Annotated in this window: 21 protein-coding genes and 2 pseudogenes; 9 read left to right on the top strand and 14 right to left on the bottom strand. The window is 57.8% G+C overall.

The annotated features are described in order from the left end of the window. Positions 1-629 precede the first annotated feature (629 nt). Positions 630-932, top strand: a complete 303-nt coding sequence (locus NKH23_RS13615; RefSeq protein WP_353034974.1) for a hypothetical protein — start codon at positions 630-632, stop codon at positions 930-932. Between the two features lie 11 nt (positions 933-943). Continuing rightward, entirely contained in the window at positions 944-2,341 is a 1,398-nt protein-coding gene (locus NKH23_RS13610; protein ID WP_353034878.1) for a tyrosine-type recombinase/integrase, read from the top strand. A gap of 378 nt (positions 2,342-2,719) precedes the next feature. Here NKH23_RS13610 and NKH23_RS13605 read toward each other — a convergent pair whose 3' ends face one another. From NKH23_RS13605 to NKH23_RS13580, 6 genes are all read right to left on the bottom strand, one after another. Continuing rightward, positions 2,720-4,921 carry a xanthine dehydrogenase family protein molybdopterin-binding subunit gene (locus tag NKH23_RS13605; RefSeq protein WP_352700478.1) on the bottom strand — a complete coding sequence of 734 codons (2,202 nt, stop codon included), beginning with the start codon at positions 4,919-4,921 and terminating at the stop codon, positions 2,720-2,722. 3 nt (positions 4,922-4,924) lie between these two features. Continuing rightward, the gene (locus NKH23_RS13600; RefSeq protein WP_352467057.1) at positions 4,925-5,383 is read right to left on the bottom strand and encodes a (2Fe-2S)-binding protein; all 459 of its coding nucleotides are present in this window, start codon (positions 5,381-5,383) and stop codon (positions 4,925-4,927) included. A gap of 237 nt (positions 5,384-5,620) precedes the next feature. Then, on the bottom strand, positions 5,621-5,917 hold the full coding sequence (locus tag NKH23_RS13595; protein WP_245278578.1) for a DUF4917 family protein: 297 nt from the start codon (positions 5,915-5,917) through the stop codon (positions 5,621-5,623). A 633-nt stretch (positions 5,918-6,550) separates the two neighbouring features. Further along, on the bottom strand, positions 6,551-8,011 hold the full coding sequence (locus NKH23_RS13590) for a mannose-1-phosphate guanylyltransferase/mannose-6-phosphate isomerase (RefSeq protein WP_353034876.1): 1,461 nt from the start codon (positions 8,009-8,011) through the stop codon (positions 6,551-6,553). A 55-nt stretch (positions 8,012-8,066) separates the two neighbouring features. Next, positions 8,067-8,228: a hypothetical protein gene (locus NKH23_RS13585; RefSeq protein ID WP_352479197.1), complete on the bottom strand. Its 162-nt coding sequence runs from the start codon at positions 8,226-8,228 to the stop codon at positions 8,067-8,069. Between the two features lie 152 nt (positions 8,229-8,380). Further along, positions 8,381-9,370, bottom strand: coding sequence for a nodulation protein NodZ (locus NKH23_RS13580; protein ID WP_023718699.1), 990 nt, complete (start codon positions 9,368-9,370; stop codon positions 8,381-8,383). A gap of 1,634 nt (positions 9,371-11,004) precedes the next feature. Between NKH23_RS13580 and NKH23_RS13575 the strand changes: the two are divergent. Together NKH23_RS13575 and gmd are read left to right on the top strand one after the other, a co-directional pair. After that, positions 11,005-11,320 (top strand): annotated as a pseudogene (locus NKH23_RS13575) (nodulation factor ABC transporter ATP-binding protein NodI); the annotation flags it as partial. 140 nt (positions 11,321-11,460) lie between these two features. Continuing rightward, on the top strand, positions 11,461-12,531 hold the full coding sequence (gene gmd, locus NKH23_RS13570; RefSeq protein WP_353034874.1) for a GDP-mannose 4,6-dehydratase: 1,071 nt from the start codon (positions 11,461-11,463) through the stop codon (positions 12,529-12,531). 124 nt (positions 12,532-12,655) lie between these two features. Here gmd and NKH23_RS13565 read toward each other — a convergent pair whose 3' ends face one another. Continuing rightward, on the bottom strand, positions 12,656-12,901 hold the full coding sequence (locus tag NKH23_RS13565; protein ID WP_502912350.1) for an integrase core domain-containing protein: 246 nt from the start codon (positions 12,899-12,901) through the stop codon (positions 12,656-12,658). Between the two features lie 947 nt (positions 12,902-13,848). Here NKH23_RS13565 and NKH23_RS13560 point away from each other — a divergent pair. From NKH23_RS13560 to NKH23_RS13550, 3 genes and pseudogenes are all read left to right on the top strand, one after another. Next, a complete protein-coding gene (locus NKH23_RS13560) occupies positions 13,849-14,121 on the top strand; it encodes a hypothetical protein (RefSeq protein ID WP_023803258.1) in 273 nt (90 codons plus the stop codon). Between the two features lie 123 nt (positions 14,122-14,244). Further along, positions 14,245-14,943 (top strand): thermonuclease family protein, encoded by a 699-nt coding sequence (locus NKH23_RS13555; protein WP_353034872.1) that lies wholly within the window; start codon positions 14,245-14,247, stop codon positions 14,941-14,943. 81 nt (positions 14,944-15,024) lie between these two features. Next, a pseudogene (locus NKH23_RS13550) lies at positions 15,025-15,207 on the top strand (IS3 family transposase); the annotation flags it as partial. 158 nt (positions 15,208-15,365) lie between these two features. Here the strand turns inward: NKH23_RS13550 and NKH23_RS13545 are convergent. Further along, complete coding sequence (locus NKH23_RS13545) at positions 15,366-17,093, bottom strand: phospholipase D-like domain-containing protein (RefSeq protein ID WP_353034870.1); 1,728 nt, start codon at positions 17,091-17,093, stop codon at positions 15,366-15,368. Then, positions 17,090-20,359: an AAA domain-containing protein gene (locus NKH23_RS13540; RefSeq protein WP_353034868.1), complete on the bottom strand. Its 3,270-nt coding sequence runs from the start codon at positions 20,357-20,359 to the stop codon at positions 17,090-17,092. Before NKH23_RS13540 ends, NKH23_RS13545 begins: the two co-directional genes overlap by 4 nt. Before the next feature lie 303 nt (positions 20,360-20,662). Here NKH23_RS13540 and NKH23_RS13535 point away from each other — a divergent pair, with 303 nt between their 5' ends. After that, entirely contained in the window at positions 20,663-21,547 is an 885-nt protein-coding gene (locus NKH23_RS13535) for an SIR2 family protein (RefSeq protein ID WP_353034866.1), read from the top strand. Positions 21,548-22,608: 1,061 nt separating this feature from the next. On the opposite strand, the gene NKH23_RS13530 is transcribed toward NKH23_RS13535, so the two are convergent. From NKH23_RS13530 to NKH23_RS13510, 5 genes are all read right to left on the bottom strand, one after another. Further along, positions 22,609-22,983 (bottom strand): DUF4336 domain-containing protein, encoded by a 375-nt coding sequence (locus NKH23_RS13530; protein WP_353034864.1) that lies wholly within the window; start codon positions 22,981-22,983, stop codon positions 22,609-22,611. A 242-nt stretch (positions 22,984-23,225) separates the two neighbouring features. Continuing rightward, on the bottom strand, positions 23,226-24,698 hold the full coding sequence (locus NKH23_RS13525) for a ThiF family adenylyltransferase (protein WP_353034862.1): 1,473 nt from the start codon (positions 24,696-24,698) through the stop codon (positions 23,226-23,228). Further along, a complete protein-coding gene (locus tag NKH23_RS13520) occupies positions 24,695-25,267 on the bottom strand; it encodes a Mov34/MPN/PAD-1 family protein (RefSeq protein WP_353034860.1) in 573 nt (190 codons plus the stop codon). The genes NKH23_RS13525 and NKH23_RS13520 overlap by 4 nt, the downstream gene beginning before the upstream one ends. Beyond that, positions 25,218-25,739 carry a hypothetical protein gene (locus tag NKH23_RS13515; protein WP_352643061.1) on the bottom strand — a complete coding sequence of 174 codons (522 nt, stop codon included), beginning with the start codon at positions 25,737-25,739 and terminating at the stop codon, positions 25,218-25,220. Before NKH23_RS13515 ends, NKH23_RS13520 begins: the two co-directional genes overlap by 50 nt. A 1-nt stretch (position 25,740) precedes the next feature. Next, positions 25,741-26,460: a multiubiquitin domain-containing protein gene (locus tag NKH23_RS13510; RefSeq protein WP_353034858.1), complete on the bottom strand. Its 720-nt coding sequence runs from the start codon at positions 26,458-26,460 to the stop codon at positions 25,741-25,743. A gap of 135 nt (positions 26,461-26,595) precedes the next feature. Between NKH23_RS13510 and NKH23_RS13505 the strand changes: the two genes are divergently transcribed. Then, on the top strand, positions 26,596-26,811 hold the full coding sequence (locus tag NKH23_RS13505) for a ribbon-helix-helix protein, CopG family (protein WP_353034856.1): 216 nt from the start codon (positions 26,596-26,598) through the stop codon (positions 26,809-26,811). Positions 26,812-26,814 lie beyond the last annotated feature (3 nt).

Raw genomic sequence — 26,814 nt, 5'->3', positions numbered from 1 at the left:
CAAATTTCGATGGGTCATGCTCGGGCATGACAGTATGTAACACGAAACGAGTCCAGCGCGAGTACGCGCTCGGCATTCAATTCCGGCCACTGCATAGTCCAAGGTCTGTTCTGGTGGTGTCAAAGCGTGCGAGGTGCCGCTTTACTTGATGGAGTTGAGAAATTGGCTATGGAGCACATCGCGAATCTACCAAATCGCGAAAACGTCTGGTAACTTATTGAAATCCCCCACCCCGACCGAGCTGCACATCGCGGCCCTTTGCCTGCCATCCCTCCCCGTACCGCCTGCACCATGGATTATGAGGGGCAGGCCTTGTGTACGCGCCATCGCGGCCGCATCGTCCACAGTGGCGCAACCGTGACATCCCGGCCTTAGAACCCAAAAACCGCCCCGGTTAGACTGGGACGGTTATTGATTTATGACAAAATTGGTTGCGGGGGCAGGATTTGTATCTGCTGACCTCGCTTGCGAAGTCCCTTCAACAGACGAACTCGGTTGCAGCGCTGTATTGGCGGTAGCGCTCGAGCGCTACCATCATCAACCGCACCAATCTGATGAGTCGATGCATCCTGTCTACAGGCCGCGACCGCAATTTGCCGCACAGCCCAATCACACCTCTTCCCCCCGGGATGACGCCAGTTTACGGAATTTCTGATTTCTCAACCGGGACCGGAGGTGAAGCCGTGAGAAGCGACCCGCTCTCTTATCCTCCACGAGGCCTGTCACGCGAGGAAGCTGCGCGATACGTCGGCGTCGGGATCTCCAAGTTCGACCAAATGGTTTCGGACCGTCGCATGCCGAAGCCAAAGAAGGTGGACGGTCGAGTGATCTGGGATCGTATCAAACTTGAGGCGGCGTTTGCCGACCTGCCTGGCGACGATGAAGAGAATATCGTCGACTTCCTGTTGCAGGGGAATCATCGAAAGGAATAGAATCGTTTGCGATGACGGAAAAATATCCTGGCCTCTCCTCTTACACCGATCGCCACGGCAAGGTTCGCTGGCGCTATCGGACGAAGGAGCGTGTGGTTAGTCTGCCAGCCCCCAATCAACCCGGATTCAAGGACGCGTACCAAGCAGCGGTCGAGGGCCGGAAAGCCCCCAAGGCTCCAGTGGTCCGGATGCCTGGAGCTGCCCTGCCCGGCACGTTCGGCGCAGCCACCCAGAGGCTAAAAGTATCGGTCAAATGGCTGGCCCACGACGAAGCGACAAGACGAAAGAACACTCGTCTGATCGACGAGTTCCTGGACCTGCGGGTAGTGCCTGATCATTCGCTCACCTGGCGCGACGTGCCAGTCAAGAATCTCAGGCGTGCGCATGTCGAAGAACTTCTGGGCCGTTTCATTGCCACGCCTCACAAGGCGAAGCACCTGTTGGTCGCAATTCGCAAACTGGTCTATGTCGGGCTGCGCCAGGATTGGATCGAGACAGACCCTACCGCCTCGGTTGAATGGCGGCCTGCCTATACCGGCTGGAAGGCGTGGCCTCGCCAAGCGATGGAACAATTTGAACGGCGCTGGCCAGTCGGCAGTTCCGCGCGCACGTGCTACGGCCTTGCTCTTTGGCTTGGCAATCGTCGAGGCGATGTCGCAGGCTTGCGATGGGACCAGCGCGTAACCCACCGCGTCCTGATCGATGGTGTCGAGCGTCAATTCGACGGATTTGATATTGTTCAGGCCAAGAACAAGGGAAGGACCGGCGGCAAGCGGCTTTTCGTTCCGGTAACTCCCATGCTCGCTGAGATCCTCGACGCCGCGGACCGACGCGGCGAAACCGTCCTGGTCACGGGATATGGCCAGCCTTTCTCGGCGAAATCCCTGACCGGTGCCATGGCACACTGGTGCAAGCTCGCTGGCTTGCCGAAGGGCCTTACGCTGCACGGCCTGAGGAAGTCACTCGGGGTCTATCTCGCCGAAGCGGAAGCATCCACCAGGCAGATGATGGATGTTCTCGGCCACGACGACATCGACCATGCCGAGCTCTACTCCCGGGAAGCGTCGCAGGTGCGTTTGGCTGTGCAGGGCATGGACCGGGTCGTCCGGCTGGTGACGCGCAAGCCGCTGCTTGGCGAACCTGTTGGCGAACCTCATGGCGAACCGGTCCATAAATCATTGATAAATAACGATAATGGTGGGCCCGGAGGGTATTCAGAAAGCCATAAAAATCAATTGGTAAGAGATCAGTGGGACTTCAGAGCATTCAAATCTTTTCCAATGTTTTTCAATGTTGTTGTCCCACTCAGAAGTGCCTCAGTCCACCAAGCCGACGCACTGAACGCCTCACTCGGAAGGGAGGTTTGCGCAAGGCGAAAGGAAGATCGCGTCGGTGTGCAGCCTTCCTGAGAAAGGTCGCGGTAGCGCCAACTGCTGACGCTCAGCGCGAAGACATCAATGTCCTGTTATGGGGCCGTCAGAGGACCGGCCGCTTGTCGCGCCAAGAAGCGATAGCAGACATGCAACTAGGTGGTACAAAATCTCTAGCGTGACCCTTTCGAGACATTTGCGTGCGGCATTTGCGTCTCGAAAGCGGTTCTTTAGTGCTACCAGCACCAACGACCGTCGGCGGTCGTTCAGAACACGGGTTACCGTCTCTAAACCGTATATTGGACCGGGCAGCCGCCGGAAATTGATCGAATGGAGGTGATCGCATGTCAGGAGGCGTTCAAAAACGACCTACGACCGCGATCTTCATCGCGGCCGTTTTCATGGTGTCATTCCCGGCTATGCTGACAAGTTCTTTATGATCGGCAGCTTGCGGATCGTCTTGCCCGTCGCCGCCCGTAGCGCGTTGGCGACGGCCGGGCCGATCGGCGGCACACCCGGCTCGCCAACGCCCGTGGGCGGCTCGTCGGACGGCACAATGTGCACCTCGACGCGCGGCATCTGCTCGATCCTGAGCGGCATATAGGTGTCGTAGTTCTCTTGGTCTACGACACCGCCCGTCAGGGTCAGCTCCTCCTGGAGGATCGCGCCTAGCCCGAAGCCGATACCGCCCTCCATCTGAGCGCGGATCTGGTCAGGATTTATCGCGGTGCCGCAATCTACCGCGCAGACGACGCGGTCGACTTTGAAATCATTTCCATCGTTGAAGGTGATCTCGACCACCTCGGCGACATAAGTCGAGAGGCTTTCATGCAGGGCCACGCCGCGGAAACGGCCTTCCGGCAGAGGCTTGTCCCAGCCTGCCTTCTCAGCAGCCAATTTCAGCACGCCGGCATGCCGTGGATGGTGACCGAGCATCGACATGCGGAAGTCGACCGGATCACGGTTCGCAGCGGCGGCGAGCTCATCGATCAGGGTTTCCATTGCGTAAGCGGTGTGGGTGGAGCCTACCGAACGCCACCACAGCACTGGGATGTTCACGTCCGTGGTGGTCAGCTCGACCTTCAGGTTCGGGATCGCATAGGGCAGGTTGGTGGCGCCCTCTACGGAGGTCGGATCGATGCCGTTCTCGATCATCGCCGCAAAGGGCGAACCGCCCGCGATCGATTGGCCCACGATGTGGTCATGGAGAGCGACGACATTGCCTTCCTTGTCGAGCCCCGCCTCGACTGCGTGCACATAGGCCGGCCGGTACCGCCCACCCCGCATGTCGTTCTCGCGGGTCCACTGCACCTTCACTGGCTTGCCGGGTCCCAGTGCACGCGCTGTGGAAACAGCTTCGATAATGAGATCTGCGTCCGAGACCGCTCGGCGGCCGAAGCTGCCGCCGGTCTTCATCACGTGCAGCCTCACCTTGTCCGGCGTGGTGCCGCCTACTTGAGCGGCAGCCGCCTGATAAAGGTCGGGCATCTGGTGTCCGCCCCAGACGTCGATGGTGCCGTCTTCGTTGATTCGGGCGGCCGCGTTGAGTGGCTCGATCGAAGCATGGACAAGATAGGGGAATTCGTAGTGCCCTTGGATGACTTTCTCAGCACTGGCCAACGCTGCGGGAGTGTTACCGTCGTCGCGCGCGGTGGCCGCGCCCGGATCGTCTGCTGCCTTAGTGTATTCGGCCATGATCTCGGCCGTGCCGCGCCTTTCGGCCTTCTCTTCGTTCCAGGTCACCTCCACGAGATCGCGGCCCTTGAGCGCCGTCCACATGTCCCTGCCGACCACGGCAATGCCGCGCGGCGTCTGGACGACATCGACAATGCCGTCGAGTGCCTTGGCCTTGGAGGCGTCGAAGCTCTCGATCTCAGCGCCGAACTTCGGCGGATGGATCATAACGGCCGTATTGAGTCCATCCATCTTGAGGTCGATCGTGTAGGTCTGCGCGCCATTGGTCTTGCCGGCGGAATCGTAGCGCTTGAGGCTGTCCGATCCGATCTGGGCCCACTTGTCGCGCGGCTTTAGCGGCACGTCGTCGGGAACCGGCATTCCCGCTGCGGCTTCAGCCAGGTCACCGAAGCGCGCCTGCATCCCTGAGGCGTGCGACACGACCCCGGAAGCGACTGTGATCTCGCCGGCTGGCACGTCCCACCGCTGCGCCGCGGCCGCCACCAGCATGGCCCGTGCGGCAGCACCCGCCTTGCGATAGCGCTCCCACGACGAGCTCATCGACGTGGAGCCACCGGTTCCCTGCGCGGCCCCGCCCCAGGCGAGATTGCCGTAGAGCGCGGTATTGCCATATCCGCCGACCACGTGGACCTGCGCCCAGGCGCCGTCGAGCTCTTCCATAACCAGGGTGGCGATGCCGAAATAGGAGCCTTGTCCCATCTCGAACTGCGACGAGTGGATGACGATTCGGTTCTCCGGTGTGATCTCGACATAGGTCTGGAAGGGGTTCGCCTGGACCGCTGCAGGCGTCGTTTGTGCGTTGGCGGGCGCGGCCATCATTAGCCGGTAGCCCACGGCGAGGCCCGCGGTGGTGACGGCCGTGCCGAGGAGGAACTGGCGGCGCGTGGGCCCCACGGCATTATGCTTCGGGAGAAACTGCAACATGCCTCAAGTCTCCAGCCGGTTGGCGGTCTCGTGGATGGCCGCGCGGATGCGATGATAGGTGGCGCAGCGGCAGAGATTGCCGCTCATCGCCGAATCAATATCATCGTCCGTCGGCTTCGGCGTCTCTGTCAGGAGGGCCACGGCCGACATGATCTGGCCAGACTGGCAATAGCCGCATTGAGGTACGTCGAACTCGGCCCACACGGCCTGGACCGTTTCGCCGATCTTGCCCGACACGCCCTCAATGGTGGTGATCGAGGCTCCTTCGATGTCGCCGACTGCGGTCTGGCACGAGCGCGTCGGCATGCCGTTAACGTGAACCGTGCAAGCGCCGCACTGGGCAAGGCCGCAACCGAATTTCGTTCCTGTGAGTCCGATGCCGTCACGGATCGCCCAGAGCAGCGGCATCTCTGGATCGACGTCGAGTGTTCGCGCCTCGCCATTGAGGGTAAATGCGACCATGGCTTGCTCTCCTTGTCCTGAGCTGGCTATCTCGTTGCCCCTCCGCCCGGCTAGAAACCGGACTCTTCTTGCTGAGGCATAGCGACCACAGACTAGGATCGCGCAGCTCGAGCAACAAGCCGCTAGCTGGCAATCGCGAGATCGTGAAGTGGCTCGTGTCGAAAGGCTGGAGGCAACTGAATGTCATTTTTGGGCCGACCGGCCGGTCAGTTTCCGGCTCGATGACCTGGTTGGCAGTCATTCCGCTTCTAACCCTAAACCCCAGACATGAACTGTAGCAGCATCATAAAAGACGACATCAAGCGGCGATTTTTCGTTGCGCTGCACCGCTAGCTCGTTCGCGTGGTTCATGATCCGCTGGTTATCCGCGGATGCTGGTTCACCATAGATGCCAACACAGAGCTTGCGAAACTTGCCACGCGCTATGCGGTTAAGGATGTGGTCGTCATTCGTAGCGAGCGAATGGCCGAAAATGAAGAAGCAATGGCTGGCGGTCTTCACATTCGCGGTGAACTGCTTGAAGCCTTGGTACAGGTGGGCATTGTGACGGATCTTCGCCTTCTTCTGGGCGCTGGTGGGCTGATGAAGGGCGGCTTAGGGTCATGATTTCCGGTTCATCGCGCTGCAATGACCGATGAGTCACAGACGCCGCATTTCGCGCTAGACCGCAGCTGCGGTATTCTCGATCATACGCTCACCCATCCTATTCGCACCTCGTTGCCCCCGTTCGCCGCACCTATCGATCGGAGGCTTCCAGCCTCGCGATAGCCGCGCTATGCGGCTGCACACAACCTGACGACGAACAGGAGCAAGATTGGACATACAAGCCAGCACAAGATCGCCCTCCCCCTGTCCTTGCTCGTTTTCATGCGAAAATAATCAACTGAGTGCTGCGGGGATAGCGAGGCCGATTTGGCCCACTTCAGAGCGAAGTCGGCCATAAGCCATTGACATTAAACATTTTGGTGGGCGCGGGGTGCTTGGAAAGTCAGAAATATCAAAGGCTTATTCGACAGTGGGACTGTGTTGCGTTGCTACGCTCTCCGGTCTTTTCCGTTTGATTTGTCCCACCCTGATGCCGATTGCGGTCATTCGCCGCTGCCTTGGTCAATTCCCGATTCCACAAGCATCCGGTCCTGAGTGGGCAGACGGCCTTCCTAGTGGCAATTAGCCAGCGACACGTTGACCTTTCTCGTCATGCGCGGGTGAAATCTGCGTTCGACCATATACGTCGTCGAAGCGAACGATATCATCCTCGCCGAGATAATCGCCGCTCTGCACTTCAATGATCACCAGGTCAATTCTGCCTGGGTTCTCCAGCCGATGCTTATGGCCGCAGGGGATGTAGGCTGATTCGTTTGTCGCCAGGAACAACTCCTGCTCGCCATTGACGATTTTCGCGGAGCCGCTGACCACGACCCAGTGCTCCGAACGATGATAGTGCATCTGCAGGCTCAGCTGCCGACCGGGCTTCACCTCGATGCGTTTGATCTTGAAGCGCTCGCCTTCCTCAAGAACCGTGTAGGTACCCCACGGCCGGTGTACCGTGCTATGGACCAGGTGAGCTTCATGTCCTGAAGCCTTGAGGCCCTCGAACAGCTTCTTGACGTCCTGAACGCGGTCGCGGGATGCGACAAGCAAAGCGTCCGGGGAATCGACGATCACCAGATCGCTGACACCGACCGTGCCGATGACGCGCTTGTCGGAGCTCACATAGCTGCCGGTCGTGTCGACCATATGCACATCGCCGCGTATCCTGTTCCCGCTTTCGTCGGGGGCGATCAAATCGGCCATTGCGTTCCAGGATCCGATGTCGTTCCAATCCATGTCGCAGGCAACCACGGCAAGTTTGTTCGTCTTCTCCATGACAGCGTGGTCGAGCGAGATTCGCGGGGCGGAGCCGAAATGCTCAGGCGCGAGTTCGATTTTGGCAAAGCCTTCGCCTTGACTGAAGCGCCCGTTCTCGTAGCTGTCGGAGACGGCCTGGATCACCGCGGGGCAATGCGATGCCATCTCGTCGAGCATGGTTTGTGCGCTAAAGCAGAAAATGCCGGCGTTCCAGAAGAAGCGCTTGGACGCGACATAGGCTTTGGCTGTGTCCAGATCCGGTTTTTCAACGAAACGGACGACTTCCTCACCATCCGCTTCGATATAGCCGAATGCCGTGTCCGGTCTGGTTGGGGCGATGCCCAATGTGGCGATCCGCCCGAGCTTCGCATGTTCGATGGCCCGGCACATGACGTCTAAAAATGCAGGCAGGTTGCCAACCATGTGATCGGCTGGGAAGACGCATAGAATCGCGTCAGGGCCTTGCGTTGCCTTGGCATGGATGGCGGCTGCCGCAACGGCTGCGGCCGTATCCCGGCCTTCAGGCTCGAGCAGAAAGGTGCGTGGCAGGACCACGGAATCTAGTTCGTCGAACTCGTCCTTGGTAAGGAAGAGGTGTTCCCCAGATGTCACGGCGACGAGTTCCACTACGCCCTTTATCGAACCGACGCGCAGCACAGTGTGCTGAATGAGAGAATGTCCATCTGCTACTTTAAGGAAAGGTTTGGGGTGCGATTGCCTCGAAGCGGGCCATAGCCGCGATCCGGCTCCACCGCTGATGATGACGGGAACCACTTTCATTAAACAACCTCGATTTCGTCTCTGGACGTCATTGCCCGCGCCCTTAGCGTCAGCGTCACGACCGCCGTCGCTCTAGGATGGTCTTGCGGCGCTCCGAGTAACAGCGAAGTTCTGGCGCGTTGCCGGACGGCCGCAGATGAATGATCTCGTCATTCTGTATTCGTGCCCTAAGGCCGTTGGTTTCATCGACGTCGGCAACAGTCCCGAATGGAGCCAAGAACTGCTGCAGTGTGTCCGGATCCTCAAGCCTGCGGATCAAGCTGAGCAGCTGCGGGACATTTAGCGTATGCCATGGCCCGCCTCTCGTGGATTGCGGTCGATGTCTCTATGCCTGTTCGTTCCGTTTGCCGAATTGCTCAGGTAGCGGTCTTAATCAAGATGAGAGATTCTTTGGCTGCCTTCTATCAAAATCAAACGACTTGGGTCCTTCAGATCGAACTCAATTACCCGCGGTACGAAAAGGCGTGCATATCGTGTAAAGGCGCTCGTCGGAGGAAACCGAATTACAGTATCGCAGCGCCCGAGAAGATACATCTCAACGAGGGCGGAAATTGCGCCGTCGATCCCAAGTGCTGCAGTGTGTAAGGGGCCGTCTTGATCGGATCGGAAATGCTTGGGGACGGTGAGAAGATCGGGAAACTTGGCCGACAGATGATCCAGGATTTGCGCGCTGTCCGTGCACAAGAACAGCCGCACAGGCTTGGGGTGCGGTAACGCTTTAGCCTTATCAACCGCAGTGCACACTTGTCGAACGGCGAACTCCGGATTGGCCCAGTAGGGCGCATGGTCCATGATGTCTTCACCGTTACCATGTCGAACATGAACCCCGATGATGCTGTGCCCCTCAAAACATTCTTGGTAAATGGCATCTATGCGTGTTTGAATTTCAGACCGAGGCTTGACACTCTGGAAGACCTGCCGCTCGGCATCCTCATCGCAGCGCCACATCAAGCAAGCGTCACACACTACTGTGTTCGCTTCGACATCGTGTTCGGCCTGAAAGAGCTCGCCCAACTCGTCGCGCTCTTGGAAAATCTGCTCATCTGGGCGGTAAAGGCAGTTGATCGCTGGCCTATTCCACCACTCCGGGAAGAATGGACCCGGAAAGGAAAAGTCGTTGATCCGGTCGTCGCAAATAGCCGGTACGCCAGCGATGTCATTGATCGGTTGGAAGAACACCGGAAAGGCATTTGTGAAGGGTTGGTCGAGATAGCAGGACCCGCGCCAGTCGACGGCTAGCGTTCGTCCCGACCGCTGAGCGTAGCGCCAAGCGGCCGCCAGCGACCACAGACAATCACCGAACCCCGTACGCCTCTGAGAGACGACGAACCTGCGCTTTACCAATCCACTGACCTGCATTTTCGGAAATCTCGTTTCAGAGACGAGGTTGCATCTGGCTTGGGATCTCTTAATCGATACTAGTCGACCGTTACGCCGGGCGATTTGGTAGAGGCTGCGCGTGGGGCAGAAGAGCTCCCTCAGCACTGCCTATCCTTATCTTCTGTGACGCTCGCAAATCTTGACGCCAGGTACACTCGCTTCCGGTTTAAATTCAGCGTTCTCTAATGCGCCCGGCGACATGTGTAAAATTGATTGCGTGAATGTGGCCCATCCATGTGATGGATACTAAGGCGTGACCATGAGCCTCTGCTGACGTGGGGCCGCGCTTAGCTAAGCGAAACAGCCGGTCGAGGCAGTCCACAAAGTCCCTTTTTCAGTCCAATTCTTAACTGCCTCAACGTAACATGTCATTTGCGGGCGTTTCCTGAAGGACGGATGTGCAGGACCCGCCAGCCGTCGAATGTCAGGCGCAGGCCATCCACGTCATTTATGGCCATCATGGCGTCGGTCCCACCGAAAGATGCGACACGGCGCCCTCTGACGCTTTCAAGTGCGCCAACATGGCGCAACTCCTGCCGGATAGCTTTCGAGCCGGCTGGACTGAGCGACTGGCACGCGATGCTGTGCGACGATGGCCGGGAGAGGAATTTTGGCGTCTGCAGCCATGTGGAGGATCGTTCCGACGGTTCTGCGGGTTCTCGGTGTCAGAGCCGACACCTGTGCGAACCCGCTCTCGTCCGTTTTCGACAGGCCCTTGAGGTTCATGACCCTGTTGTTCGCCGAGATCACCCGCCAGTTCAGCGATCCAGGTGAAGATCGGCACGCCGGTCGATGCGGCGATCATCGCCTCGGCCAGCGAAGATGATGAAGAGGGCCATTGGGTCAAGTACAAGCGCCGACCAGCGTTTCATTGCTTCAAAGCCCATTTCGGTGCCTACGCCGAGACGGCCCTTGTCGAGGAGATCGCCGTCACGGCGCCCACACCGAGGACGGCAACGCCGTTCCTGATGCTCTGCCCGACAATCCCGGCGAAGTGTTTGCCGACAGCGCCTACCGAGGCAATCATCTCGGCGACGCGGTGCGCGCCAAGGGTGGAAGGCCGCGCATCGTCGCAACCGCTATGTGGGGGCGCGACGAGGCCGAAAGCTCGACGCCTGGAACCAACCGATCCTTAGAATTTGTACTCGGATCGAGAAGATCTTCGGCACCTGTAGCCGGATGCGATGGCGAGGGCTGGCAAAGGCGGCCGTTCAAATTCGCCGCACTGCGATCGCCTACAGTATGAAACACAGTTTGATGGTCGCCTCGTCCCGCCCATCGTTGAAGCCCAGCTACCGTTTTCGGGCTAGCGCGCCCGAAATTCCTTGGAGGTCAATACGTAATGCCCTACCCGGCTTTTCGCCGCCGTCTCGGATGTGCGGTTCGCCCGAAGCCCCCGACTGCCACGAACTTTGTCTTCGCGCGGAGCGAAACCTCGCGCCCACGACTTTGTGCCGCCGATGGTGCCGCGCTGCCCTGTCAAACAATCCATTTTATGGATGCACCTCATCCAAACAATCGATTTCACTGATCAAAACGATTTCCATTAGAGATGCTGAAGCAGGCAAAGATTACTTGGTCAGCGCAAAAGAGGGATGGTGGAGTGCTAGTGTGGGTTGGACCCACATGCTCGCCATTTTATCTGGGAACTGCTACTGCCCTGTTGGCGCAGGGCAAGACGATTCTACTGGCCACCCACTTCGTGGAAGAAGCGGAGCGGCTATGCAACCGACTGTGCGTGCTTGAGAACGGACGTAGATTCCCAGAAGGGCGTCCTCACTCGCTGATTGATGAGCAAATCGGGTGCGACGTGACTGAAATCTATGTCGCTCACCCCGTGAGCTGAGTTCGGCACTCAGGCCGCATGTGCGACTTAGGCAGGTTAGCGGCGAGACTCTGTTTTGCTCTGCCTCGAAGCAGGAGCAGGTGTGCTCGCTGGCTGACACTGTCAATGACGAGCTCCGCGCCGCATCTGTCGAAATCCTACCATAGGGTATGGGGCGGGCCGCAGTTTGCTGGCGGTGTGCGAGCCAGATTCGAAACTTCAACTACCATAGAGCAGGAAGAAAATGGGCGAGAACAGGAAAGTTGCTCTGGTTACGGGCATAACGGGACAGGATGGTGCCTATCTTACCCGTCTTCTGCTGGAAAAAGGCTACGTCGTTCATGGGATTAAGCGACGTTCCTCTTCCTTCAACACGGGTCGCATCGAAGACATCTACCAAGACCCGCACGATCCCGATCCGCGCCTAATTTTGCATTACGGTGACCTCACTGATGCGACTAATCTCATCCGAGTAGTTCAGGAATCCCAGCCAGACGAGATTTACAACTTGGCCGCTCAGAGCCATGTCCAGGTGTCGTTCGAAACGCCGGAATACACAGCAAACGCCGACGGTATCGGAACATTGCGACTTCTTGAGGCGATCCGCCTCCTCGGTCTGAAGGACAAGACCCGCTTCTATCAGGCCTCGACTTCAGAGCTCTACGGCCTCGTGCAATCCGTACCGCAGAACGAAACAACGCCCTTTTATCCGCGCAGCCCTTACGCCGCCGCCAAGCTCTACGCCTACTGGATCGTGGTCAACTATCGCGAGGCCTATGGTATCCATGCTTCCAACGGCATTCTCTTCAATCATGAAAGCCCACTGCGCGGCGAAACTTTTGTGACGCGCAAGATCACCCGCGCCGCCGCTGCTATCTACCTCGGCAAGCAGGACAAGCTTTATCTCGGCAATCTCGATGCTCAACGCGATTGGGGCCATGCGCGTGAGTACGTGCGTGGTATGTGGATGATGATGCAGCAGGATCAACCGGATGATTACGTGCTGGCGACGGGCAAGACGACCGCTGTCCGCCAATTCGTCGAATGGGTTTTCGAAGATGTCGGCGTCGAGCTTGAATGGCGTGGTGAGGGAGTCAACGAAAAGGGCTATGATGTCGAGACCGGCAGATGCCTAGTCCAGGTAGACCCACGCTACTTCCGCCCCACGGAAGTCGATCTTCTCCTGGGCGATGCCACCAAGGCGAAGGAGAAGCTCGGCTGGGTGCATGAGACATCCGTGCGCGAGCTCGCCGCGGAAATGGTGCGGGAAGACCTCAAGGTCATGCAGACATCGGTAATCATGAAGGAAGCATAATGTACGATCTGAAGGGAAAAGCCGTGTGGGTCGCGGGCCACAAGCATGGTGGGCAGCGCTGTTGTAGGCCGCCTCGCGTCTGAAGACTGCAAAGTTATGGCCGCCCTGACGTTTCCCCCAAATTTTATCCAGTCGTGAGTTCGTTTCCGGGGGTGGATTTGCCCTGATGGGCGGTGGACGCGACGGGTGCTGGCGCGGAGCGTTTCACGTTGCGCAGCGCGAGCGACCGTCGCGGGTTGAAGGTCGATGCAAATTCGTTGGGTGTCTGCCATCCGATCTGCGAGTGCGGATGCGCGCCGTTGTAATCGGCGCGCCATATATTGAGTCTCGCGCGGGCCTGGGCCAAGGAGCCTCTCGTTGAGGAGTTCATCGCGAAAGGGGCGCTTGATGCTCTCGCGTTAGGGTCCTAGCCAACCTCTGACTGTGAACTCGCGGAAGCGATTTACGGCAAGCGCACACAGCAGCTCGTCCACGGCGTTCGTACATGAATTTTGGAAACTTATAATACTGGTACACACCTCCATGGGGGAACATTATCTCCAATATCTCAGCGATTACCGGATAGCTATCTGCCTTCACCTACCTCGGCCTAGTGCAGAATCTTGGCCGAATGAACTCGGCGCTCTTGCTGCACACCAATGGTCCGTCCCGCGCGAAGTGCGATCATACCGCCGCAGCTTACCTTCAAATCCGGCACTGGCGAGGATCTAGATCCAAGCCGACGGCGCCGGGGATCAAATAAAAAGCCGCCGACCGAAGCCAGCGGGCTTGATTGGGATGGCCCGCGCGGACGGTCAAGGCTGCGCCGGCCGACCATGGCGGAGGGACCACCTTGGTCAACGGCACGGCCCGATGACGGCGTGCCGATGTACCACAACATGCGGCGAGATAGAGCTTTCCGGCGTCGCGGAAAAAAGCCCGCCGGTTTTGAGCCTGCGGGCAAGTTCTGGAGTAGCTGAGTTCAACCCAGCATCAGTCAACGACCGGCGGAAGGGTTGGTTGCAGTGGATGCCAGCTAGCCGCAGCATGCTGTGAATCGTAGCAAAGTGAAAAACAAAACTCTGGACTTCCAGGTCGGACTCGCCCCAATATTTGTTTGGGGGAATTCACATGAAAATTGGAGCACTCATCGCAAGTGCAGCCCTGTGCGTCAGCGGCTGCTCTACGAGCACTGTCGTGTCGGACAGCGATCTCACGGCAATGAATACCGTTGCGCTATGTCACGTTCTCGCCAGCAGCACGGACGAACAGTATCGTAGTCGGGTAGCGTCCCTTCTAGTGCGCAGGGGCGCAACAGCAGAGAAGTGCACCAGGCTTGTGCAAACCGACAATGCTGTCGCGACGGGCATAGCGGTCGCGGCTGTCGGCGGCGCAGCTGTGGGTGTCGCTGCCAACAACGGCTATGGAGGCGGAACATATTACCGGCCACCGCCACCACAAACCTATGGCGTCGCGTGGGACCAATTCTATGGCCAGAACTACAGCGTTATCTGGCGCTGCCGCGACCGGTCCACCGGGCGGTTCGTTGACGATTACTATTGCGCCGGCCTGCCCATGGTCGACAGCGCATGGCCGGGCTGGTCGGCGTAGCGGATGAGCAGGCCATACCGCAAATATCGATCCAATCGGTGGCAGAGACCCACCGGTGCCAAGCTGTGGCGGCGCCAACTTGCGAGCGTGCCGGCAATGCTCGGTCTTACGGCAGCGGCGGCAGTGGCCGCCTTCCTGGCGCAGTCGAGCGCGCAACGTAGCAACGATGCATCAAAGGCCAGCCCACGAAGGGTGGCGCCCGCTTCGCTTACCGGTGTCGCTTCCGTCATTGACGGCGATACGATCGAAATCCACGGCCAGCGCGTCCGCTTCAACGGCATCGACGCGCCAGAGAGCCGGCAGCTGTGCCGCGATGCGAATGGCGCCGAGTATCCTTGCGGCCGGCGATCGGCCGAAGCGCTGGACACTTTCCTAGCCGCGTCGAGGCCGCTCGAATGCACATTCGTGACGTGGGACCGCTACCACCGCTTTGTCGGCGATTGTCGGCGCGCCGACGGCGCGGGCGTGGCCGCCTGGATGGTCGAGCACGGCCAGGCGCTGGATTGGCCTCACTACAGCCAGGGCGCTTATGCGGGGCAGCAGGCGCAAGCCCAAGCCTCAAAGATCGGCCTGTGGGCCGGGACGTTTCAGGCACCCTGGGAATGGCGCGCTGCGCACGCCGACGGCGCGGCGCCGTCGAGTCGCCCGCTGGGCATCATCAGCCGTAAGCTGGTCGCGCAGAGCGGCTATTCTTGCGAGCCGCGGAGAACGTGCAAGCAGATCGGTTCCTGCGACGACGCCAACTGGTACCTGCAAAACTGCTCATGGGGCGGAAAACTCGATCGCGACAAGGATGGGATCCCCTGCGAAACACTCTGCTAGCTGAAATGTAACGGAGTAAGCGCGCTACGGCCTGTTCGGCTTTCCGCTTACACCGATCCAACGAAGACCATGCATGGGCGGGACGACTATAACCGATCGCGCCCACATTCGGCGCTCGGCTACATCACGCCGGCGGCTTATGCCGCCAATCTCACCGCAACGGGCGATCGGCTGCGCAACCCCGACCAGCTCCGCCGATCGCCCGTTGCTCAACCCGCGCCATACGGCGTACAACCCGCCGAGGCTCTAATTGCGGCTGGATGAACATTCGGTGGCAGGTCACAGAATGCAAAGTGGAGCCAACTGAGGCATCTCAGAGAAAGAATTGTCGTCGGCGCATTGCGGGACCGTCTGACTGAATGTCAAACATGGGGCCGATTGCGGAATGGCAGCTAACAGGCACGAAGCGGGATCCGAGGTGTTTAGGAGGCCCGCTCTGATCCGGCGCCTTGCTTAGCAGTCAACTTCTCTGCCAACCACGAGCCAACCCCAGGCCCTCTTACGTGCAAACCAAGCTCGGCGCCGCGCGATCGGGCGCCGGAAACCGAAGTGGAGAGCCAGTTGAAGCTCGTCACCGCGACGGTGTCGTTATCAACGATAAGGAACTTGCCGTGTAATGACGGATCGCGGTGCAATTCTAAGCCGCGCGCGGCAAGTTCGTTCACACTGGGTGTCCGGCCCTGCTCTGTCATAGTCTTGCTGGGCCGATTGTACATGAGTTCTACTCGGCACCCGTCTCGAGCCGCGACCTCCATCGGAACCACCACCGACGTTTCGGCTGCCAAGCCGAAGAGATCACACCCAATTAATATTCGGGCCTTAGCCTCATCCCGAGCTCGCGTAATACACGCGTAATGGTCCTCGTCAACCAAGAGTTCAATAGAGTACTCGCCTGCCTCTGTTTGTGGATCGAAACTGCGAATTTCCTGCCAAACACTGCGCAGTCTTCTAGCTACAGCGGGCCAACTCCCCGCTGAGGGAACCTGGGCGCTGATGAGCTGACCCACCACCTCGCGACCAACTACACGCGAGGTGGTCCGGAGCGACACGTCCTTGGCGCTGTACCATGAAGACAAATAGTTGCAGGACCCTACGACGGTAGTCCAACCGAACTCTTTGTCGTCAAAGATGATGATCTTGGCGTGAGAACCTGAAGAATTTGGAGATAGCTGTATGCGTTGGTTCGCAGATTGGGGCAGCATTGCAAGCAACTGTTGCACTTCCCCGATGGGGGCCGCAGGTTTCGGATCTTCAGCGTCTACGCGCAACCCCCACAACAGATCAACTTTTACGCCGCGCCTAGCTGCCTCTGAAAGTGATGGCAGAAGTCTTTTGATTGTCTCTGGATGAACGAAACAAGAATGGAACGCAATGTATGATTTTGTAGATCTCAGAGCACTCTGAAGAAATTCAAGGTGTTCCTCCCCACCAACGATAAAGTTGCTTGAATCCAAGGACGCACGCCCGACCCCCTCGCCTATGCCGGTGCTGATCTTGGCCGCCCGCTTCGTTGGGACGGCCCCAAGTTTAATGAGTTGTGCGCGTAGCTTCTCCCGGAGACGCATAGGGGCGTAGTCGGGGAGGCCTGTGAGTTCCCCCATGTCGAGATAGACCCGAGCATAGGGCCTGGATGGTGTCCGCAACTTCGGCTCTTCGTCCTCCAGATCCTCGTCAACGCCTAAATACAGAAGATCGCGAATGGTCGCGTCGTTCGGATCGTAATTTTGTTCAATCGACTCAAGGAGGTTAGCGTTCTCCGGCAGGTCTTTTTCATACACCAGATCAAGATCGTCTGCTCTAAGCCAGCTTCCCGACAATCGATCAAAACATAGCGATATCCAACGCCCGCCGCGCTGTAGTTGGGCAGGCAGAGTTTCGTCGGCGGCCCGTCTTTTGCCGGCGGTAGTAGCCGTGAAAAAGTTCCCTGCTGCTGTGGATCGCACTTCAATCCAACCCACCCGCATTAGATTGATCAAGCCCTCCACAACAAGACGGTCCGGAACCAGAGATTTTCGGGCCAACTCGCGGACCGAGTGTCGCCCAGAAGCCAATTCGAGCAGCAACATCTGCTCAAGAACACTCCATCGGCGGCCAAAATTCACCAAATAGTTCACCGCAACGCGGAAGACTGGAACGTAGAGTGAGGTCACGAGCGTCCTCCTGTCCTAACCAACGTTCTATTCACCTGCGCTCTCTCCATGAACGCCATCATTCGTCCGATGTAGGCGTAATCAGCTTCTTCGGGAGTGAAATCGTTGCATCGGCTCGAAAAAAAATCCCAGCTCCCTACAATGACAAGCTTCTGTTTTGCTCTACTAAGCAAAACGTTCATTCTCGTCTCTTGCTTAAGAAACCCAAGGCTCTTCCACGGAACCAACGCATTGTTCCGCACGAGACTTACTATGACAATATCAGCCTCACTTCCTTGGAATTCATCAACCGTCGCACCAAGCCGTTTGTCGACCGTAAGATCGAAAGGCGATTGGAACATCCATTCAAGTGTCCCAGCCGCCCTCGCAGCCTCGATCTTTTTTCGGATAAGCTTCAACTGATCGTTGTATGGCGACAAAATCTGGATGTGACACTTTTGGTTTCCGCGCGGCCGAAACTGTTGAAGAGTGTCAACAACCGCTTCGGCTTCGCTGTCCGAAATAAAAAGTCCGGTTTGCTCGCCGACTGAAAACTTTTCCTTCTGTATCCATGGAACGTCACGCCAAATTATCCGCGCCTCCGGCATCCAAGAAGAGAGGGTTATGTCGTATGGAGGTAGGCCTTCAAATTTCACCTTCGCCTCGTCAGGAGTTTTCAGGAGAGTACCGCTGTCATCTGGATAAAAAATTCGGCCCACCAAGTCCGCGATATCTGGATGCATCCTGTGCTGATCGGTCAGTGTGGAGGCTGGGCCGTCTAATCCTATGCCTTCTCCCATGCTTTGCTCGAAGAAGCGGCCGAAAAAGCGAACCATTGATCTCCACTTGGTGCAGCGGTCGGCAAAGCTATCTTTGCTAGGATCCTCATCGACGAGAGCGGGGTCAACCAGTCCTGGAGCGAACTGAGCACCCAATTGCACAGCCTTTTGTACTCGAAGAGGTTCCCCTAAGAGGTCCTCAAATGTCTCTGCGTTGTAGGGAGGGAGCTGATGGTGATCTCCGATCAGCAAAATGCGATGGCTTGCCTGCAACGCCGCCGCCATATCGAAGCCATGCGCCTTGCCCGCTTCTTCAATTACAGACCAATCAAACCGCCGCCCCCTATTGGAAAGCTCGGCCAAGTCAGGCGCGTTGGACGTGGCAAACGTTAGATTCGCCGCATCTTGGATGAGCAGTTGCATGGCCTTCCGTTCAACACTTGGGCTCATGTGTTCATCCGGAGATGATATGGCCTCCGCCAGCTTCACCTTAAGAAACCCTGGAGCGGCCTGCGCCATTTCACTGGCCGCGAGGGAATCCAAAATGACGTTGGTCGTGGCATCAATATCGAAATCAGACCCTTGCCGTGCGCCCAGCCTGAGAAGGATTGGGCGACGGTTTGGGGGCAGCTCATTGAAAAGCTTTGAAGTCTTCTGGAGCACATCGTCAACGGTGTGATGAGAATGGGCTGTAAGAAGAACCTGCGCCGTTGGGTCGTCAGTAAGCAGGCGATCAGAGAACGCCTGGATTAGAGTCGTCTTGCCAGTCCCCGGTGGCCCTTGGACTGCAAAGGATGGATACACCTGCCAGAGTTGCTCAATAGTTCTTCTTTTCGATTCGTCAAGGTCGATTGCTGCTCTTCCTGCCGGTGCCCGATCTAACCCGCGCCTGCTCGCAATGTAGGGGTCCGAGATTAGTCGCAACAGCGAAGTGTGCTGGCGCAAATCTTCAATGGCTTTGTGACGCCTCCGAATCTGCGCAATGGTTCCACCGAAGTTCCGGGCCAAGTAGAGCGTGGCACCAGCGCGTGTTACGGCGCCTTGCTCTGTAACAAAATGGTAGCGGGGGCCTCCAGAATTCATCTCTCGGCGGTCAAATGACCATTGAACGGCCCCCTGCGGGTCACGCGAGATCGTCCTTCTATCAAGAAGATAGTAGGTATCTCTGCTCGGCTCTTTTTCATCATCATCTGAAATTTCTTCAGCACCCAAGCCAAACCAGTCTGCAACTTGATCGGCAGTCGGCGAAAGCTTGAGGAACGTACACAGCTCATTACGTTCGATTTCCTTGAGGGGGGTCACCGAGATATAGGTGATGCCCCCCATCGTATCGACTTCTATCACTCGAACGGGGCAAATCTGAGCAGCAATCAAAAGCGTGTCTATCTGCTGGGTGACCCTAAAGAAATCATGGACGTCTTGAAGGTGTGGTTCTACGGTTGAGTCAACCACCCTGGCCGGAAATGCCTTGTCCCAAGGAAGACTTTTGTCCCGGATCGAGTTAATGTTGTTGCGTACGTGGGGGTATAAGCGAATCTGTAATTTACGTTCACCAGTGTTTAGAATGTCGTCCCCTTGGAAAGACTTCGGATAGTCTTCAACTGAATCGCAATATCCGACATCCCAAGTTGCGCCCCCCTGTGGCAAATCCCACTGAGATACTCGATACTCAAGCTTCGACCCTTTCAGGATAAATCGACGCCTCGGGTAGCTCCGAGCGATCACGCGGATATCACCCCGTAAGTCATTTTCGATCCATTTTCTTTGATTCTCGACGGCGTCGGCGCGGGCCTGGTCTCCTGCGATACGCTCTATGGCGCGAGACAGGTCCGTAAGTGGTCCTAAGCGCACCGCAACAACAATCGGATTGCTGGACGCGGATGCAACAGCTTCTAAGCCGACAACAATATCGCGGATGGCCCGCTCCACGGACTCACCATCCACCAAACGGCGATCTGCCTCTTCCTCAAGTAACGACAAGAGAAGCGTCTTTTCCCGCTCTCGCAGAGTTGGGAGATCGGTAATCGCTTTTTTGAGCGCACTGAGTTTTCTTACAGTCCTGACCGGCGCGCCAAACATCTCCGCAGCTAGTAGTCCGAAGTCGAACCAATCGGTGGCTGTCGAAAACTCACCGGGACCGCGCTCAAGTTCCGGTGGTCTCGCGACGCGTTGCTTGGCTGGATTTGCTGAAGCACCGTCGTTACCTGCAATCCGCAGCGACCATTCGAAACCACTCAATCGAAAGTCGTTGCTACCGTCAGGGCCAACGAAAATTGAAGCCGAGGAAAGCGTCCGGTGGATCGTCCCGCCGTCATGTAAAAGGCGTAAGGCTTCGGATATGCGTAAAAGCCCCTCCCACAGCGGTCGTCTCCTCGATGCCACTGTCAAGTTAAGCAGCCAATGGACGTTCTGCCTTCGCTCAAGCAATTCCGACAGGATTCCGCGCCGTCCGCCTTCCAGCGCGATAAAAAAATAATCATCAGTGATGCCGAGATCTTGGAGGGTCATGAATCTCTGGCTGGCTCCAGGATAGCTTTGAAGCCGCCTGAGGCCTCTAACCTCCCGATTCCACAAGGCCCGGATGTCCATTTCGTCGCCGCTGCGACGAGGCCACAATTTGACATAGTACACGTCACCGGCGTCCTGTGCTTGCCATAACTCCGGCTCGCCCCTCTCGACACTACCCGGCAGCAGCTTCCTTTTGAGGACGTAACGTCCGCCTAATATTTTTGTGGCCATGTTGCTTTAAGACTATGAGTCGCACTCCTCGTCTAGTACACAAAATCACTTCCCCACATAAGGTCCTAACGCGTGCCGGGCAAAATCGACGACAACTTCGAAGACTTCGTGTCCAACTGGGATTTGTTTCGCGGACGATTGACAATTTTTCTAGGCGCAGGAGCTTCGATAGGCGCCAAGAACAAATTGGGCGAGGATCTTCCCAACGCATATGCTCTGCGAAACACGCTATGGCGGCGTTTCAAGCATGACGGCTCGACTGCGTTTGACCCGGAGAGCCTAAAGCTCATGAGCCTAGAGCATGCTGCCGCGATAATCGAAACCAAGACCGGCCGAACGCCGATGTCCGAGTTCTTGGTCGAACATTTTACCTGCTTCCTGCCATTGTGGCAGCATGTTGCACTGGCCAATCTAGGAGCACGGTCGATATTCACGACCAACTACGATGAGCTGGTTGAGCTTGGCTACAAGTCGAGTAGCTCTCTCCCTCCGGACATAATTTATGATGATAGGCAAGCTTTGAGCGGGCGCATGCCGCTCTACAAGCCGCACGGAAGTTTAACCTACGCCCACGAGCCGGTCGGTAAAGGTGGCTTGGTTATAACTCAATTTGATTATTTTGAAATGATATCATCGTATCGAAAGATGATATCAAAAGCCATGGGCGGCTTCGAAAACAACTGCGTTCTTCTTATAGGGTATTCATTAAGTGATATGGACATTGGTGCTGAGTTATACTCCATCAGGCAAAAAAACCGAGGCATTCCTTGGTATGCCGTCTTCCCCAGGGATGATCATCAGGTACGGAAGATGTACTCAAATCGACTTTATATAAATCAAATCAATATGGGTTTCGAACAATTTATTGCTAAACTGGACCATCGCGTTAACTTTTTGCCCTCTGAGCTGAAAAATAGTCGAGTAAAGGGACTAAGGGCGGCCGGGCGTATCCAGTGAGCTCACGAAGGAGAACCCCTGCAGTTGACCGGGCTTTCTCTTGCTCCGGCCTTGTGTGCGGTCACTCGGCACGCCCTCAATCATGTGGGCGAGGATAGTCGAGGGCGTAGGAGGTTCACTAGCCGCACGTATCCATTCCAACCTGCCCTAGCCTGCGATTGGGTCATATTCTCGCCCCTCAAGGCCGCGTTCGCGGCCTTGAGTAAGCATTTGGCCGCTACATATCTGACGGTTGCAAAGTCTTGGTGGTCAACGCCGGTCCGAAGCGCTTCGTTCTTGATCGCCTCGGAAAGGCCGGCGCTCATGCTTGTTCCTTCGCTCGTTGGGATAGTTGCAAGGCTCGTGCAGCAGCGGCATTGGCAAGCGCGTCGGCCTCCTCGTTGTGAGGATCCGGCATGGCTTTTTGGCCAAGTGATCGCCCGGCCGGCAGCAAGCGCGGCCGCCTGCATCGGCGGCCATTTGTCTGCGCCTAGGCAGCCTCAGACCGCTTAACAACTAACGCCTATGAACTCTCAGGTGCTCATCGGCCATGTCCGCTTTCAGGCAGCGGCAAACCTGAATTTTTCATCCGATTTTGGCGCTTCCCGGCCGAAGCGCCTTGGCGCGGTGAGGCAGCTTTCGCGGCGTAGCCGCCTGAAATCTGCCAGCCCGTTTCCTACCATTCCTGCACATCGGCGCGTCCCGCTCTTTGAACCTATGCCGATCGCTGACGTGGGCCGTATCGAAAGTGTTGCCGAGGTTAGGACTACTGGAGCAGCCATGAAAAGGCGCGCCGCAAAAAGGCTTCGCCGTCCGTCCTGACAACCTCACCATGCGCGACGACGACGTGCTCGGGATGTTTGCCGATTAGCTCACGAATTTTGGGCGTGCGCTTGCGCGGTCGCGGAAACTGATCCGGTAGTCGATTGGCGGATGGCCCCATCCTTCGACCATTTTCGAAAGTTTTGCGATTGGCCGCATCCACCAAGGCCAATGGCGTTTGAAGAACGTCTCGCTGAAAGTCTGCGAGAGGTCGGCGATGATGGCGGTGCGCGACGCGCGGTGAAAGAAGATCAGTTCGTTCATGAAAAACGATAGAACTGGTCGATCTGCCCCTTCCATTCGGCGGGCGGATCGTCGGCCAGTGCCCCGGAAAACCGGAGTTCCCTGCATTTGGCGATTGTCGCCGGCGTTGCCCACAAACTGGCATCCGGGAATGCGGTCTGCCATTGGCCTAGAAACAGAAAATGCAGTTTGTTGGGGCTGATAATGTGACGAACACGGCCCAGCGCTCGAACCTCGCCCTCCAGTGCCGCCGTCCTTTCGACCGGCGACCACAACCATAACCCGCCATCGGCAAGACGCACGGCGACCATGCGTGTCGGATAATCGAAGCCTTTGAACGAGACGACTCCGCCATCCGCAAACCATAGGTCCGATCCCAGCGGCTCCAGCATGTCGCGAAGTCTAGTTCGCCAAATGGACGCTTTCCACCGATGGCGTTGAACAAGTGCAGCGCCCTCGGTGTCGCTTCATCTTGCGGGACCAAAGGTCCCGAAAGTCAGTAGTCTGTTCAGCGGTGAGAGTGCCGACGCGACTGGGGTGGCATGCCAGGCCCCATATATTTCGGTAGTGTCCAAGGGGACGAGCGATTGACCGCGACCAAGTACTAGCTGAGTTTCGCCGAAGAACCGGCCTCTCAGACAACACTGCAATGCGGGCAACCGCTCCGTCGTGCAGTCACCGTTTTGGCCATCGACAAGTTCTTGAACTGGAGAATTGTCTTGGGTTGCAAGTCCACTTCTAGAGCCAATTCTGATGTGACACGAAATAGGCTGGCTGCGGCCATCGTGGCAGCCGCCATAGACACGAACGAAGCCGAAAACTCGGGCGGCACCCGGTCTACGAAGCTCTTGACGTCGCTTTCTCCCAACTGTCCGCATTTGGGCTCGACAGAAGCGAGATAGGACAGGGCTGCATCAAGGTTTTCGACCTGTCCAGCCAATTCCTTCCGTCGTTCTTCCGGCGACATTCCCCGCAGGGTCGCTTCCCGGGCAGCGGCCTTGGCCTTTCTGTCATCGGGGTCGTTCCAACAGCCCAGGCATTCGGCTTGTCCGACGAGGCCGTATATCACCGCTTGAGCCCTTAAGCCGTCCGTACTTCCGCCCACGACGACGCGGGGGCACAGACCCTGGATGTCCTGACGGGACGTATTGATATCCACGGCCGATATCACGAGGTCGTACGAGTCCCGCGCTTCCGCCAGAACAAGCTGCGGATGCAGGCCTGACCGGCTCGAGAGGATGTAGTCCCGAAGCGTCCCGGAATGTTCCAAGCCCCCCAGTCCGCTGAAGGTCCTGTATCGCTCCACGGCTTCGACCTTAGGTCGGGCGAGATCGTCGAGGCCGGCCAAAAAGCACCGGTTGAGATTGGTACCCTCGAGGTCGTGGCGGTCGTGGTCGATGGTAACGAGGAATGAGCTTGCCAATTCGCTGGCGCCCAACACCTGGATGATCCCCTGACCGACGGCGCCTGCCCCGACGACATACAAAGGGGGCAAGTGCGTGTCCGATACGGCCGGACCGTCATCCAATACTTCCCAGCGGCCGGATTCCCCTGACCACAGGGAATACGCGTCATCCCGGGCGAAGCGTCCTTTCTTCAAGCCTTTAGCACGCTTGAAGACCTCGCCTGCTGCCAAGGCCGCCGCTAGGTAGGGGCCGAGGCAATCGCGCCGGCCGAAAGAACCACTGAAGGCTCGCGGTGCGGAGCCAATCCAAGCTTTCCACCCCTCTCCCCAAACATAGATGCTTGCGCCTCCATGCATCTGACCGGTCATGTCTATGGTCAGGTCCTCCAGGCCATCGGGCGGAAGCACCGGTATCCGCCCGCCGTTGGCCCAGGACGCGAGGTTCTCGACGGCCTGGAAGGCATTTGCTGGACCGGCCCCGTTCGGCGTGAGGACCGTCATCTCGCCTTCTACCGCCACCCGGATCGAACCGACCACGCCATGCAGCCTAGCCAGTAGATTGACGAGACAGACGAGAAGGTGTTGGCGATTGACTGCCCCTGATACGTCGCCGGCACGAATGAGGATCGTTTTAGGCGAGGCGATGTCCCCCAAACCATCCAAGGGTCGTGAATGACGATCCCCCAATGCCAAGTCACTCATCGGAAATCCCTCCTGTCCACTGCCGGTGCGGCGATCACCTCAAGGCGGCCTTGGACCTGCTCGGGCGACAACATGTGCCAATAATCGTTCTGCCATTCGTGCACGCCGATGCCTTGCGGCCAGGGCGCGGCCGGGACGCCGTATATCGGGAATACGAGCGAGAGAATCCGGCGGCTCGAAATCATGCGGTCATCATATCTCGAGTGTTCCGTGCCCATGCCGGGATGGCTGTGAATCTGAGCCACGGGCTTCCACCCTTCGGGCAGATCGCGCACCATTTCGCTGATCGCATCCGGCTCCACATGATAGTTTCCAGGCATCGATCGCTGCTTGGGCGCCCGGACCGATCGCACAACGGCGGTATTGCCGTCCCGCTCGCCGTACCAGAAAACGCATGATTCTCGGCGGCCTGCGCGCTGAAGCAGATCCCGTGTCGCCGAAATCGCAGTCGGGGGTAAGCGAAGGACGGACCCGATCGGCTCATAAGGGCCGGGCGCCGGGTCGCGCCACAATAAGTATTCATCCTGCATGACGATCGAATCTTCCCGAATAGTGGTCGCGGAAAGCACGTTCGATCGCCGCCAACGTATGATTAAACGTATCGCCCGTGCGCCAGAGAGTGGTGTCTTCGCCGCCGTGATTGACGTCGTAGTATTCGAACACGGCGGAACAGCACACGAGCTGGATCATCTGCCCGCTGGGATTCTGGTAAGCCGGATGGACGTGGACCTCCGGGGAGGTCAGTTGGGGCAGATGGTGCTGTTCGGCTAGGCCGGCGTAGTCAAGGGTCGCCGGATTGACGAACCTGGCGCTGGGCGGCCAGTCCGGACCGGCAAGAAAATCGAGCCGGAGAAGATACTCTTCGGTGTTTCCGCCGAAAGTGCCGCGCATCGGGACAAGCAGCGTCCGGTCCGATGGCCGGCTCCAGCCGAGCTCTTCTATCGTCCGGCCCTTGAAGGACAGCACCCTCGGCAAGTGCTGGTCCAGCACTTGCCTGGCTGCCTGCAGGTCGATGGTGGGCCGGACGCCATGGAATGCCATTTCAGGCCCCCCCGGTCCTGGCCGCGATCTCGAACTTCTTGTCGCACACACCCTCCTGCTGGGCCGTCTCGAGTGGAAGGCCGAGGTGGTCCATCAGGCTCACTGTCCCGACGTCCGTCTCGGCCTGGAACACGTCACGCTCGTTGCGCATGACATCGAGCTCGTCGTACGCCCGGTCCCAGATCGACTGCAGAGTAGTACCGGACTCGACCTTGAAGCGCACGGTTTCCAGTTCACCCAAGTGCTTGACGCGCACCGTCTGCTTCTTTGGCCCGGCGAGCTTGCCCGCCTTGAAGCTTTGGACGCCCTCTTTATCCAGATCGATGACTTCGTCTTCATCGAGGGGAATGTCGGGCTCGTCCGTCTTTTCCAGATAGATGCTCTTCTCGGCGGCCACGCCCTTCAGCTTGCGCAAGGTTCCGGCCGTGATGAAGCGCGCGGGCCAATCCAGCGGGTCGCCGGCGAAGGCAAGCCGGTAGGATCGGTCGCTCAGGGCGACGATAAACCGGTGTCCGTCGGACAAGGGCACGGAGTTGCGGTTGCGGACGTCCTCAAGTTCGCCGTTGTCACACATCTGCAGGACATAGCTGTAATCGTCGGATGAAAACCCCGCGACGAGGGCGATCTGGTCACCAGAGGGGGTCTGGTCGTTTATGGGGACCGTGCGGAACACCAGGTCGGTGCCGGCGATCTGGATGCGAATGGAATCGCTGTCGTTCATTTTGTTTCTCCTGCGTCTCGATATCAGATCAAATAGTAGCTATTTTTTAGCTAGTCAATACGTGAACGATAGCTATTAATTGTTGACTAGCTCGGTGGACAATGATATGAAAGCGTGACTGTCAAGGAGGACCCCATGGTCGAAAAACGTACGATGACGCTGAATTTGAGTTCGCAGGAGATGGATCTGGTCGATCGCCTCGCGGATGAAAAAGGTTTGTCCAAGACCGCCCTAGTCCGACAGGCCCTTAGGCTCTACCAATCCATCACGGACAGAATGGAACGCGGCGAGAAGGTGTTCTTCGAACACCCCTCCACCAAGGAAAAGTCCGAGCTCATGATGCTGAGCTGAAGC

It is taken from the genome of Mesorhizobium sp. M1328 (genome assembly GCF_040318075.1).
Classification (GTDB): Bacteria; Pseudomonadota; Alphaproteobacteria; order Rhizobiales; family Rhizobiaceae; genus Mesorhizobium.
This window is presented reverse-complemented; position numbering and strand designations above follow the sequence as displayed.

What these genes read in the sequence shown, in the direction of transcription:
- NKH23_RS13615 (WP_353034974.1), top strand. Translation starts at nt 630, where the DNA reads ATGACGCCAGTTTACGGAATTTCTGATTTCTCAACCGGGACCGGAGGT.
- NKH23_RS13610 (WP_353034878.1), top strand. Translation starts at nt 944, where the DNA reads ATGACGGAAAAATATCCTGGCCTCTCCTCTTACACCGATCGCCACGGC.
- NKH23_RS13605 (WP_352700478.1), bottom strand. Translation starts at nt 4,921, where the DNA reads ATGTTGCAGTTTCTCCCGAAGCATAATGCCGTGGGGCCCACGCGCCGC.
- NKH23_RS13600 (WP_352467057.1), bottom strand. Translation starts at nt 5,383, where the DNA reads ATGGTCGCATTTACCCTCAATGGCGAGGCGCGAACACTCGACGTCGAT.
- NKH23_RS13590 (WP_353034876.1), bottom strand. Translation starts at nt 8,011, where the DNA reads ATGAAAGTGGTTCCCGTCATCATCAGCGGTGGAGCCGGATCGCGGCTA.
- NKH23_RS13580 (WP_023718699.1), bottom strand. Translation starts at nt 9,370, where the DNA reads ATGCAGGTCAGTGGATTGGTAAAGCGCAGGTTCGTCGTCTCTCAGAGG.
- gmd (WP_353034874.1), top strand. Translation starts at nt 11,461, where the DNA reads ATGGGCGAGAACAGGAAAGTTGCTCTGGTTACGGGCATAACGGGACAG.
- NKH23_RS13565 (WP_502912350.1), bottom strand. Translation starts at nt 12,901, where the DNA reads ATGAACTCCTCAACGAGAGGCTCCTTGGCCCAGGCCCGCGCGAGACTC.
- NKH23_RS13540 (WP_353034868.1), bottom strand. Translation starts at nt 20,359, where the DNA reads ATGACCCTCCAAGATCTCGGCATCACTGATGATTATTTTTTTATCGCG.
- NKH23_RS13530 (WP_353034864.1), bottom strand. Translation starts at nt 22,983, where the DNA reads ATGCTGGAGCCGCTGGGATCGGACCTATGGTTTGCGGATGGCGGAGTC.
- NKH23_RS13525 (WP_353034862.1), bottom strand. Translation starts at nt 24,698, where the DNA reads ATGAGTGACTTGGCATTGGGGGATCGTCATTCACGACCCTTGGATGGT.
- NKH23_RS13515 (WP_352643061.1), bottom strand. Translation starts at nt 25,739, where the DNA reads ATGGCATTCCATGGCGTCCGGCCCACCATCGACCTGCAGGCAGCCAGG.
- NKH23_RS13510 (WP_353034858.1), bottom strand. Translation starts at nt 26,460, where the DNA reads ATGAACGACAGCGATTCCATTCGCATCCAGATCGCCGGCACCGACCTG.
- NKH23_RS13505 (WP_353034856.1), top strand. Translation starts at nt 26,596, where the DNA reads ATGGTCGAAAAACGTACGATGACGCTGAATTTGAGTTCGCAGGAGATG.